Origin of the sequence: Bartonella sp. OC68QHHN (genome assembly GCF_042193875.1) — a bacterium.
Lineage (GTDB): Bacteria > Pseudomonadota > Alphaproteobacteria > Rhizobiales > Rhizobiaceae > Bartonella > Bartonella grahamii_A.
Map to the genome: position 1 here is coordinate 140,536 of NZ_JBHIME010000023.1, position 12,477 is coordinate 153,012.

The window sequence follows — 12,477 nt, forward strand, 5'->3', positions numbered from 1 at the left end:
CTTATGCAACACATTCCTATAATCTCTGAGCTATTCAAATTTTGAAATGAGCTTTAAATGTATCTCTCAATAAAGTACATAACTAACCGTTACCACTCAGTAAAATTTTAATACAAGAGGTAATCAAAAAGTATCTATGCAAAATAAAAAATAAAAAACTCTTAATTTACAGATCAATATTGTTATTCTTCATGGTCCAATATAGGCTATAATAACCCACACGTTTCAATTACAATAAAACAACACTATCCACTTCTTCTACATACGAAAAAATTTGGATACCAAAACTCTTTGCATCGATATTGAAAAAAATAAGACAGAGATCCCCTTTAATATAAAATTTTAACAAAATGATCTGAAAGGAAATTCCCCTAGAAAACTCCCCTCCGGCCACAATACGAATGATGATATCATCCAATATACAAATATGTCAAACCAAGAGTTAGCAATCTGCCATGCTTCTCTGAAAAAACTCTTTGTTGCTTCTTTGTGTTTTTCCATAATATGGTTATCTTATTCTTTCTATAGCTGCACTGTAAGAAAATGCTCATATATTTACAAACTTATTTTATACATATAAGAAAAATTTTAATCTATTTTCTTCTCACCTACCCCAACTTTATAAGTAAGGTCATCGCGAGGACGATCAGAAGACATATGGTAACCCGTTATGATATAATGCAGCATTTCAGCAATATTGGTAACATGATCACCAATTCGTTCAATATTTTTTAAACAAAACAGTAAGTGCGTACAAACCGTAATATTTCGCATATCTTCCACCATATACGTCAAAAGTTCACGAAAAAGAGAAGTATACAAAGCATCAATTTTCTCATCACGCTCACGCACAGCGTCAACACGCTCTAATAGGCGACTCGTATAAGCATTTAAGACTTCTTTTAATTGATTGAGTGCTAAAGCTGTAATTGTTTCAAACCCATGATAAACAGAAGCAGATTGACGTATTTCTGAAAGTGCAACAGTCCTTTTAGCAATGTTTTTGGCCATATCCCCAATCCGCTCAAGATCAGAAGAAATACGAATGGCTCCAATAATTTCACGCAAATCAACAGCCATCGGTTGACGTTTGCAAATAATAGCAACCGCTTTTTCATCAATGTCACGTTCTGCTTCATCTAAAAACACATCATCGGCAATCACTGTCGTTGCAAGTTGAAGATCACTACACACAACCGATGCGACAGAACGTTCAATCATCCTTTCTGCATGGCTCCCCATTTCTGTAATCCTTGCTTTTAAATATTTTAGTTCTGCATCATAAGAACGGACAGTATGGTTCATAGACATATCTTACACTCCTCAATTCACCTATCCAAAACGCCCCGTAATATAATCTTGTGTCCGTTGCTCTTTTGGTGAGGTAAAGATCATTTCAGTCGCACCAACTTCTACCAAATGCCCTAAATGAAACATAGCCGTATATTGAGAAACACGTGCGGCCTGTTGCATGGAATGCGTTACGATAACAATTGTATAATTTTGCCGTAACGCATCGATAAGCTCTTCAATCCGTGCCGTCGCAATGGGATCAAGAGCTGAACAAGGCTCATCCATCAAAATAACTTCAGGACTAACCGCAATAGCACGTGCAATACACAAACGCTGTTGTTGTCCCCCTGATAAACTTGTTCCAAGATCATGAAGACGGTCTTTTACTTCTTCAAACAAACCTGCCTGCCTCAAACTCTTTTCAACTACATCATGCAATTCAGAGCGCGTTTTAACTAAACCATGAATGCGTGGACCATACGCAACATTCTCAAATATAGATTTTGGAAAAGGACTGGGCTTTTGAAAAACCATTCCAACACGGGCGCGCAATTCTACAACATCAATCCTCTGGTCATAAATATTCTCCCCATCTAAGGTAATAAGACCGGTTGTTTTAACGCCTTCAATCGTATCATTCATACGGTTAAAACAACGCAAAAAAGTCGACTTTCCGCATCCCGATGGACCAATCAAAGCAGTTACTTGATGTTCAGGAATATCAAGTGTAATACCATGGAGTGCTTCTTTGTCTCCATAAGAAACCTTCACATCCTGACCGCGCATTTTAATCTTCATTACAAAAATTCACCTTACAAAAATCTTATCAAAGCTGTTATTTTATTAAAATTACTGGCGGCGTTCAAATCGTCGACGTAAAAAAACCGCAGAAATATTCATTATCGCAAGAAAAATCATTAATACAATAATAGCACCTGACGTCTTTTCAACAAAAGCGCGCTCTGCTTCACCCGCCCACATAAAAATTTGAACAGGTAAAGCCGTTGCTGGATCCATGGGAGTCGTAGGAATATTAACAACAAAAGCAACCATTCCAATCAAAAGCAAAGGAGCTGTTTCACCCAAAGCCTGAGCGACTCCAATAATTGTGCCTGTCAAAATACCAGGCGCAGCTAAAGGAACAACATGATGAAAAACCATTTGTGTTTTTGATGCTCCCAGTCCTAAAGCTGCTGAACGAATAGAGAGAGGAACAGCACGCAGAGCAGAACGTGTTGCAATAATGATTGTGGGAAGAGTCATGAGCGCCAAAACAAGACCACCAACAAAAGAGGCTGAACGTGGTAATCCTAAAAAATTAACAAAAAAAGAGAGTCCTAAAAGACCAAACACAATTGAAGGAACAGCTGCAAGATTATTGATATTAACCTCTATAAAATCTGTAAATTTATTTTTGCGTGCATATTCTTCCAAATAAAGAGCCGTTGCTATGCCTATCGGAAGTGAAACTAATAAAACGATGCTTATCATATAAAGAGAACCAATGATCGCAACACCTAATCCCGCAGTCTCAGGACGACTTGAAGCGCCAAATGTAAAAAAACCAATATTAAATGTTTTATAAAGCGTACCATCATGCGCTAAACGCTTTATCCATTCTACTTGTCGATTAGAAACTTTACGGTTTTTTTCTGCTACACGCAGATCAATCTGTCCCTTATAAGCAGAATCAATATCCGCAGATGCCAAAACTTTAACTTTTTGCATTGTGCCAATCAGTTTTGGATTCTTTGTCACCATTTCACGCAGTTGAACGCGGGCACCATTTGAAAACATACGGCTAACATCCCGAAGAGAGGCTCGATCATTTTGATCTATATTAAGTCTCTTTGCTAAAGCATTGCGTACAAGAAGTGGATAATTCGCCATCATGAGCACTCGCGGTTTTGTGTTACGTTGACCACTTGGATCAATGATCTTTTCGTCCAAATAAATTGATAATGTCATTTCAGTTTGAAAAAAAGCTGTATAACCCTGACTAATGATAGACCATAAAAGCGCAAATAAAAAAAACAAACCAATAAAAATGGCAATTAAACCATAGGCACGAAAACGACGTTCAGCCCAATACCGACGCTTGAGGCTAATATTGCGACGAGGAAAAAAATCTTTATTCATTCATATTGTTCCCGATATTTACGCACAATATAAAGAGCCAGAATATTCATAAAAAGTGTCATAACAAAGAGCGTCATCCCCAAGGCAAAAGCCACCAGAGTTTGTGGAGAATTAAACTCAAAATCACCGGTCAATTGATTCACAATCTTAACAGTCATCGTAGTCATTGCTTCAAAAGGATTGAATGTTAAGTTTGCTGCAACACCTGCTGCCAAAACCACAATCATTGTTTCTCCAATTGCACGCGATGCCGTCAACAAAATGGCTCCCATAATCCCTGGAAGCGCTGCTGGTATAACAACTTTTTTAATTGTTTCAGATTGCGTTGCGCCTAAACCATAAGAACCTTCACGTAAAATGCGTGGAACAGCCATAATAACATCATCCGATAAAGAGGAAACAAAAGGTATCAACATAATTCCCATTACAACTCCAGCAGTCAAAACACTTTGTGCCATAATAAAACCGCCCCCATCTGAGAGAGAAACAGAGAGATCACGTAGAAATGGTCCTACCACCTTCAAAGCAAAAAAACCATAAACAATGGTTGGGATGCCAGCAAGAACTTCTAACAATGGTTTTACAATTGCTCGCAATCGCGCAGAAGCATACTCCGCCATATAAAGAGCTGAAAATAGTCCTATAGGTACAGCAAAAAGCATGGCGACAAATGCAATATAAAGCGTACCAGCAAGAAGCGGTATTAAACCAAATTGTCCTACTTCATCGCTCGAACCGCTCGCGGAAAAACGTGGGTCCCAAACTGTTCCTAAAAAGAAATTTGAAAAGGATACAGACTGAAAAAAGCTTACTGTCTGAAAAAGCAGAGAAAGCGCAATGGCTATTGTTGTCAAGACTGCAACAATAGATGCACAAATCAATCCAATAATAATAAAAGATTCAACCTTATTGCGCGCACGCTGATGAGGTGCGATTTGCATCATTCCACAGATAAAACCAAAGGACGCAATACCAAAAAGGAAACCATAACCTATAAACTTAAGCTTTTCAGAAGAGAACACCCACGACTGTGCTATTTTGAACACATCATCCGATGCTTCATCAGGTAAAATCAATCCCTTCGCAAGTAATTGTGCCTGCACTTCCTTATAGGAAGCGGTAGAAAGATTCCCCTCAAAGCGATGAATCATTTTGACGAGACTTCGAAGTATCTCCCAAAGTAGATGATGATTTACAGGCTCTGTTACATGCGCACTATACGCCCCAAGTTCTCGAAAGGCATTATATTCTAAATAAATTGTACTCCCAGCATCCCAAAAAATTAAAAAAACAAAAGCTGGAATAACAGTAATCAAAAATGTCCACCAGCCATAATAATAGGCACGAGAATGCATTTTATGTTGTCTGTATTCAAGAGTGCGTGCTCGCATATAAGAAATACAAAAGCCACAAAATCCAAAAATCAATAATAGCAAAATAATGAAGGAAATGCGCATTTTATCTTTCAGTTTTTATAAAAAATAGCACCAAAATTTCCTATCCCAGAAATCCAATAAATTTCCCTGCGAATTATTTCAATGTCATTACTCGACCAGCAGAAAAATCAGAACGCTGTGCTTGACGCTCCTTTTCAGGAGAAACAATCAAACCATATTCAGCCAAGGGACCCTCTGGACCAATCATTTGATCAGAAAGAAAAAAGTCAACATACTCTCGTAAACCTGAAACAATATCTAAATGTGCTTTCTTAATATAGAAAAAAAGCGGACGAGAAACTGGATATTGTCCACTAGAAATCGTCTCAACTGTTGGCGCAAAACCGTTAATATCGGCAACCTTTAGCCTATCAGCATTATTTTGATAAAAAGACAAACCAAAAATACCAACCCCTGTTTTATTAGAAGTTAGACGCGCAAATGTTTCAGAATAATCACCATCAATATCAACCGCTTTTCCATCCTTACGTACCGCAATACAAGCAGTGTGTATCTCCTTATCATCCATTCCTAAAGACTTCATCACCTCAACTGCCCCACTCTCTTTACACCCTTCAGTAAGTAATTTTTCCTCAAAAACTTCACGCGTCCCATGCTTCTCTCCAGGAATATACGCTACTATTGTCCAATCAGGAAGAGCACTATTAACTGCACTCCATTTCAAAACATTATTCGGTTGCAACTTTCCATCCACAATAATTCGAGCAGCAAGGGCTTTATAAACATCTACTGGCTGTAATTTCCAATCAGGACCCTTAATATCTGTTGCAAAAACAATGCCATCATACCCAATACGTATTTCCTCAACATCTTTTACACCAGCATCAAAGCAAGACTGTAATTCACTCGGTTTCATTGCTCGCGAAGCATTAACAATATCAACGGTGTTCTCCCCAATACCACGGCAGAATTCCTTAATACCAGCTCCTGTTCCACCCGATTCGATAACAGGAACCTTAAAATGGGGATAAATTTCTCCAAATGTCTCAGCAACAATCTTCTGATAAGGTAAAACTGTAGATGAACCAGTAATCTGTATTTGATCACGCGCATTGCCTCCATTTGCTGACAGCAGTAGCGCAAAAATCAATCCCACTCCAATTGATAATACTCTGCTCATCTATAAACTCCCTAAAAATTGAGGACAAAGCCTCCTAATTTATATCATACGGTCATTCTAATTCACATTTGCAACATAACAAACATAAAAAAACAACATGGATCATTTTTTTAAAACCATGTTTTTGTCCTCTGTCAAATAAATTAATTTGAACGCTTGAACTCAATAATATCCCAAAACAAATGAGCAACATCTGTCCCGCAGAAGCGTTTAATTTCACGAATTCCTGTAGGAGACGTCACATTAATTTCTGTTATATAATCTCCAATCACATCAATCCCCACAAAAAGAAGACCACGTTCCTTTAAGGCTGGACCAATGCGTTCACAAATCTCATAATCACGTTTTGTTAACTCAACATTTTCCGCGCGACCTCCAACATGCATATTAGAGCGCACATCTGTTTTTGTCGGAATTCGATTAATAGCTCCAACAGGTGTACCATCAAGTAAAATAATCCTTTTATCTCCTTTTCGCACTACTTCTAAATAGCGCTGAACAATAAAAGGTTCATGATAAATTTCTGCAAACATTTCTAACAATGATGCGAAATTGCGATCATCTTGTTTTAAATAAAAAATACCAGCGCCCCCATTTCCATAAAGTGGTTTAACAATAATATCGCCAAATGTCTCTCTAAAAGCTGTTATTTCTTCAATATCTTTGGTAATTAATGTTTCTGGCATCAGATCAGAAAATTCAGTAACAAAAATTTTTTCTGGACTGTTGCGTACCCATGCCGGATCATTCACAACGAGTGTTTTAGGATGAATACGTTCTAACAAATGAGTCGTTGTGATATAATTGAGATCAAAAGGTGGATCTTGGCGTAAAAGAACCACATCCATATCTGTTAATTCCGTGCGAACAGGCTTTGCTAATTGATAGTGGCTTCCCTCTTTATCATGTACAATCAATGGCTCTAGTCGTGCAATCACATAACCATCGCACAGAGATAAACGATCTGGTGTATAATGGAAGAGAGAGTGTCCACGTTCTTGTGCTGCTAAAGCGAGTGCAAATGTCGTATCTCCTTGAATCCGAACTGTTGAAATATGATCCATCTGAATGGCAATTTTCATAAATAAATCCTCCCTATCCTAAAAGCAGACTGGTCTATGCACCATAAACTTAGTAAACAATAAAAGAACTATGACAAGAGAAAATTTATGACACAAGAAACAGATACAAAATTCAACAACAAAGAAATCGAACGCTATGCACGCCACATCATTTTGCCTGAAATTGGTGGTGCAGGGCAACAAAAGCTAAAAAAAGCACGTGTTCTTGTTGTGGGCGCTGGTGGTCTTGGTGCTCCTGTCTTAACCTATTTGGCTGCTGCAGGTGTTGGAACCCTTGGAATTGTCGATAACGACATCGTTTCACTTTCCAATTTACAACGCCAAGTTATTCATAAAACAAATGCAATAAACAAAAGCAAAACAGACAGTGCTGAAACCACTATAAAAGCAATAAACCCCCATGTTATAGTTGAAAAACACACCCTACGCTTAGATAACAGTAATGTGGATAAACTGCTCTATGCTTACCACATCATTGTTGATGGAAGTGATAATTTTACAACACGCTATCTTCTTGCTGATCACGCTGCCCAATGCAAAAAACCTTTAATCAGTGGTGCTGTAGAACGTTTTAATGGCTCATTAACCGTCCTTATGCCGTATAAAGACAATAATCCTCACTATCGCGATTTATTTCCCGTCCCTCCGGCTCACGGAACTATCCCAACATGCGCTGAAACTGGAATCATCGGTGTTTTACCTGGCGTTATTGGGACCCTACAAGCAATGGAAGTTATTAAAATGATCACAAACATCGGAGAGCCATTAGTAGGAAAGATTCTTCTCTATAATGGATTATTAGCGCAATTTAATATTATTACTTATAAACGCTCAAATTATAAAGAAAATTCCATAGTTATTAAGAAGCCTAAAGAATCATGATTATGTCTCCTTTCCGACTAATTTTTAGCACTCTCGCAATATGTATTGAAATACTTAATATTTTATCGTAAGTCATCGAAACACTGTAACCAATGGAAACTATTAAATTTATCACAAATATCGAAGACCTTTTGTGAAAAAATAATTCTTTATAATGGATTATCAGCATAATTTCATGTCATCGTCTATAAATAGACAGAGACTCGTGCAAACGTAGCTACCATTAGTATTCTTGTGTCAAAAATTTTCGAACTAGATAAAAATACAATCAGCAGAACTCTATTCCACTATTTTACTATTCACACATAAAAATTGCTTCACATGAAAGTGCTTACTTCAAACCATAATCTATAAATAATCTAATCATATTTTAGTGACCGATAGTATAAAAGGTCAATGATCTGTACCTACACCTCTAACCTCAAGAGAAAACGTCTATTCATCAAACATCATAAAATACAGCTTAGGATTTATTGCACGTATAAAAACAATCAATTGTCTCTGTTCATAAGAAAAATATATGGGGATTGATGTGTATAAAAGGATTAAGATAAACCTCATGGAGAACTTTAATTACATAATTATTGCATTCAGAAGCAGAAAGCTGCTGCTTGTGAATTGATAATCCTTCAGCAATAATTTCACAGACAAGCATATGTAGAAAAAGTGAAGCAAACGAATCTTGAAAACTAATCTGCAGATGACAGCGTAAAGAGTGCATTTTCTTAAGAAGTCTCTTTAGAACAAGCGAGTAAATATGGAACGTTAAATGTGTTCTGTTTTGCGTGAGAAGCGTTCTCCCTAACAAAACATCAATAAGAGCTCTTGTGATAAAACCGTGAAACTAAAATTACAAAAAAATCAGACTTCTTTCTAAAATTAACATCTATGGTATATATTAATTTGGTTCGTTCGCTTTATTATTATCTATTGGTAAAGGAATAGGATGATCAGATAAACTGCGTAAATAAAGCAAAAGATCGGCACGATCTTGGTCATTTTTAATTCCACGAAAAGACATAATGGTCCCAGGAAAAGCTTCACGTGGAGAATGTAAATAACGATCCAAAGTGATAAAATCCCATTTTTGATCAGAATGAGCACGCAATGCCCGTGAATAAGCAAAACCTGCTGCTGATGCCAAAGGGCGGTTAACAATCTCCCAAAGAACTGGACCAACACGCCCTGCTTCATTGCGTCCAGAAGTATGGCATATGGCACATTGGCGAAAAATTTTACGGCCATTTTCAAGATTGCCTTGTTGAAGGCGGCTATTTAGTGATCGGGAAACATCAGGTGCTTTTTGTTTTTCTTGAAATGTATCATTCTTAGCAACTGTATGATGATACTGGACTGATGGAGGATAATCGTAAACTATATTGCTGAGTGTGGAAATCCCCACAATAATGACCAGCACACATAAACAAGCACAAATAAAATAAATAAAACTCGAGCGATTCATAAAAACTCAAATGTTCACGGTTTCATTACCATTTTTAGTTTAAGCTTTTTCTTTAGAACACACAACATTATAAATGCATCACAGATGACATTTGGAATCTTACAATGACTCTTGAACCAATTATTCTTATTCCTGCCCGTATAGGCTCAACCCGTCTTCCTCAAAAAGCTCTCGCTGAAATTAGCGGAAAGCCGATGATTGTTCATGTCGCAGAACAAGCCAAAAAAGCTGCAATAGGGCGTACGATCGTTGCAACAGATCATAATGATATTGCTAAAGCTGTTGCAGATTATGGGCATGAATGTATCATAACACAAGGTGATCATAAGTCTGGATCTGATCGTATTTATGAAGCTTTAATGCGTATTGATCCTGAACAACGTTACAATGCCATTTTAAATATACAAGGTGACTTACCAACAATAATGCCTCGTGAAATCATTCATGCGCTACGCCCTTTAGAAAATAGCTTTACTGATATTGCAACCTTGGGTGCTCAAATCATTGAAGAAAATGAAAAAAGAGATCCCAATGTTGTGAAAATCATTGGTACACCGCTTTCTCAAAATCGCCTTCGTGCTCTTTATTTTACGCGCACCACAGCACCTTATGGAGATGGTCCTCTTTATCATCATATTGGAATATACGCTTATCGGCGCGAAGCACTTGAGAAATTTATATCATTCAAACCCTCTACACTCGAGCAACGTGAAAAACTTGAACAATTACGTGCATTAGAACATAATATGCGCATCGATGTGGAAATAGTTGATACGATTCCCTTAGGCGTAGACACACAACGTGATCTCGATAGAGTACGTAAGATTTTAGCATGAAAATACTTAAAAAAAACAATAAAATTTCTTTCCAAGGAGAATACGGCGCTAATTCGCATATTGCTTGCTCCAATATGTTCCCCAATATGGATGCTGTTCCCTCTGCTACTTTTGAAGACGCCCTTAATTTAGTGGAAAGTGGGAAAGCTGATCTTGCTATGATTCCTATTGAAAATACTCTTGCGGGACGCGTTGCAGACATTCATCATCTTTTACCGCAATCATCTCTTTATATTATTGATGAATATTTTTTACCTATCCATTTTCAATTAATGGTTTTGCCCGGCGTTACATATGACGAAATTAAAACCGTCCACAGCCATACGCATGCCCTTGCACAATGCCGAAAAATCATACGTGAAAATGGCTGGATACCTGTTACTTCTGCTGATACAGCTGGTGCCGCAAAGTTTATTAAAAAAAATGGAAAGCGTTCACAAGCAGCCTTAGCTCCTCTGATCGCAGCAGAACTCTATGGACTTGATATTCTTGAAAGAAATGTTGAAGATAGCCCTCATAATATTACGCGTTTTGTTATCCTTTCACGTTCTCAACAACACGTACCCAAACCTCAAAACGGTGAAAAAATCATTACTAGCCTTCTTTTTCGAGTCCGTAATGTCCCTGCTGCCCTTTATAAAGCTATGGGTGGCTTTGCCACAAATGGTATCAATATGACAAAATTAGAAAGCTACCAAATTGGCGGAAATTTCAATGCAACACAGTTTTTCGTTGATATTGAAGGGCATCCTGAAGATCCCATGATGAAACTCGCTCTGGAAGAGCTTTCTTTCTTCTCTGCTGAGTTGCGCATAATTGGCATCTATCCTGCTAAAAACGATCGGAAACCGCAGGTATAAAGAACAATCAAATTGTTAAATTGCATAACGGCTCTTCATAAATAAGCACTGAAAAATAAAATAAGTAACAGTATAAGAACCCTTTTATTATCCGTATAGCATTCCTTCGCGAATTTACAAAATAATGGATCCGAGTTCAGCCGGTACAAAAAAATGACGCCAACATCGGAAACAAAAGCCTCCTTTCACCATTATACCAATCATATAAGAGTGCTTTCACTGAGAATACAAACAATCTTCCATAGCGATCTACCCCAAAGGAATAAATGTAAAGCTAAAAAATGTAGTATAGTCTGACATCCCTGAGTTAAATTCAACCTTTTATATTCATCAAAAATAATTTATAATCGGTATGGTTGTGCACTAAAAAGGAAAAACACAATGAAAAAAATTTTTACTCAAGGATTATTAGCTGCAAATATTCTAACTTACTCCACTGTTGCATCTGCTGGATTTGGTGAAAGAGAATGGAATTTTGCACCAAATGAAAGTGTTACAATTGGTACGCCTGGTAAACTACAGCAAGGCTTTGAGTGCGGTTGTGAGAGATTTGAACCCGAAAAAGTGTCGTTCACTTTATCGTACACAACTCCTTCCGATTTAGACAGATTAGAAATTATTGCTGATGATGAAAATAAAATAACGCATGATAAAGAAAATAAAATATTTATCCTTAAAGATGTAAAGTCTCTCGTTCTAGGCTTTCCTGGGTCGGAAAGCTATATTTTTAAAAACATTACTAACCAAAATGTTACTGGCATAGAATGTGATGCAGGGGATTTTTAATAATATTTTCTATAGTACCTCAGTTTTAAAGTAGTCCTCTCAGCTGCAAACTAGCCCTAATTTAGTGAGCTGCTTCAGCGAGTTAAGCTTCCTGCCACTGTATCTTAATATCCTTTAACCAATGAGCACCTCCTATAATCTATTATTATATCAAACCAATATACCAGATAAATATGGAGTGATCTTCAAATAGAAATTGATAACTCCCCAGAATATTAGTAGTTCATAGTGTGAGAATTAAGCTAAAAGAAAAAAATCGCTGTTCTTTCCATATTTTTCGTTTCTGAGCTTGATTTTTCATTCCAAATCGACAATATGAACTTGGGAGGTTGGCGATGGACGAACTGCTTGCCAACTGGGTCAGGTCTGGAAAGAAGCAGCCCCAACGAGTTCTGGTACGGGTCATCGTCCCAACCTCCTATTTTGCTGAAGAAATTATTTTTATGCTGTCTTTTAGCAAGGTGTTTTTAATCTTCAGAGCGGCATTTGTATGCAGCAAATAAAGGGGTTTGGTTATTTTTAAACAAATTGTCCCGTAAATAATTTGATTAAGAAAAAAT

At 37.3% G+C, this 12,477-nt stretch carries 11 protein-coding genes and 1 other RNA gene; 5 read left to right on the forward strand and 7 right to left on the reverse strand.

Going from position 1 to position 12,477, the window contains the following annotated elements:
- Positions 1-588 precede the first annotated feature (588 nt).
- The 6 genes from phoU to gshB form a co-directional block, all read right to left on the reverse strand.
- Positions 589-1,311: a phosphate signaling complex protein PhoU gene (gene phoU, locus ACFIJ0_RS03330; protein WP_375624603.1), complete on the reverse strand. Its 723-nt coding sequence runs from the start codon at positions 1,309-1,311 to the stop codon at positions 589-591.
- Positions 1,312-1,332: 21 nt separating this feature from the next.
- On the reverse strand, positions 1,333-2,091 hold the full coding sequence (pstB, locus tag ACFIJ0_RS03335) for a phosphate ABC transporter ATP-binding protein PstB (protein WP_375624604.1): 759 nt from the start codon (positions 2,089-2,091) through the stop codon (positions 1,333-1,335).
- Positions 2,092-2,142: 51 nt separating this feature from the next.
- Positions 2,143-3,432 (reverse strand): phosphate ABC transporter permease PstA, encoded by a 1,290-nt coding sequence (pstA, locus tag ACFIJ0_RS03340; RefSeq protein WP_375624605.1) that lies wholly within the window; start codon positions 3,430-3,432, stop codon positions 2,143-2,145.
- The gene (gene pstC / locus ACFIJ0_RS03345) at positions 3,429-4,889 is read right to left on the reverse strand and encodes a phosphate ABC transporter permease subunit PstC (protein WP_375624606.1); all 1,461 of its coding nucleotides are present in this window, start codon (positions 4,887-4,889) and stop codon (positions 3,429-3,431) included. The genes pstA and pstC overlap by 4 nt, the downstream gene beginning before the upstream one ends.
- A gap of 73 nt (positions 4,890-4,962) precedes the next feature.
- On the reverse strand, positions 4,963-6,009 hold the full coding sequence (locus ACFIJ0_RS03350) for a PstS family phosphate ABC transporter substrate-binding protein (protein WP_375624607.1): 1,047 nt from the start codon (positions 6,007-6,009) through the stop codon (positions 4,963-4,965).
- 143 nt (positions 6,010-6,152) lie between these two features.
- The gene (gshB, locus tag ACFIJ0_RS03355; RefSeq protein WP_375624608.1) at positions 6,153-7,091 is read right to left on the reverse strand and encodes a glutathione synthase; all 939 of its coding nucleotides are present in this window, start codon (positions 7,089-7,091) and stop codon (positions 6,153-6,155) included.
- 87 nt (positions 7,092-7,178) lie between these two features.
- Here gshB and ACFIJ0_RS03360 point away from each other — a divergent pair, with 87 nt between their 5' ends.
- A complete protein-coding gene (locus tag ACFIJ0_RS03360) occupies positions 7,179-7,973 on the forward strand; it encodes a molybdopterin-synthase adenylyltransferase MoeB (protein ID WP_375644114.1) in 795 nt (264 codons plus the stop codon).
- Between the two features lie 898 nt (positions 7,974-8,871).
- Here the strand turns inward: ACFIJ0_RS03360 and ACFIJ0_RS03365 are convergent.
- Entirely contained in the window at positions 8,872-9,435 is a 564-nt protein-coding gene (locus ACFIJ0_RS03365) for a c-type cytochrome (protein WP_375624610.1), read from the reverse strand.
- A gap of 104 nt (positions 9,436-9,539) precedes the next feature.
- Between ACFIJ0_RS03365 and ACFIJ0_RS03370 the strand changes: the two genes are divergently transcribed.
- The 4 genes from ACFIJ0_RS03370 (at position 9,540) to ffs (ending at position 12,339) form a co-directional block, all read left to right on the forward strand.
- Positions 9,540-10,271 carry a 3-deoxy-manno-octulosonate cytidylyltransferase gene (locus ACFIJ0_RS03370; protein WP_375624611.1) on the forward strand — a complete coding sequence of 244 codons (732 nt, stop codon included), beginning with the start codon at positions 9,540-9,542 and terminating at the stop codon, positions 10,269-10,271.
- Positions 10,268-11,131 carry a prephenate dehydratase gene (locus ACFIJ0_RS03375; RefSeq protein ID WP_375624612.1) on the forward strand — a complete coding sequence of 288 codons (864 nt, stop codon included), beginning with the start codon at positions 10,268-10,270 and terminating at the stop codon, positions 11,129-11,131. The genes ACFIJ0_RS03370 and ACFIJ0_RS03375 overlap by 4 nt, the downstream gene beginning before the upstream one ends.
- A 381-nt stretch (positions 11,132-11,512) precedes the next feature.
- Positions 11,513-11,917 carry a hypothetical protein gene (locus tag ACFIJ0_RS03380; protein ID WP_375624613.1) on the forward strand — a complete coding sequence of 135 codons (405 nt, stop codon included), beginning with the start codon at positions 11,513-11,515 and terminating at the stop codon, positions 11,915-11,917.
- A gap of 324 nt (positions 11,918-12,241) precedes the next feature.
- An RNA gene (ffs, locus tag ACFIJ0_RS03385) (signal recognition particle sRNA small type) lies at positions 12,242-12,339 on the forward strand.
- Positions 12,340-12,477: the final 138 nt, after the last annotated feature.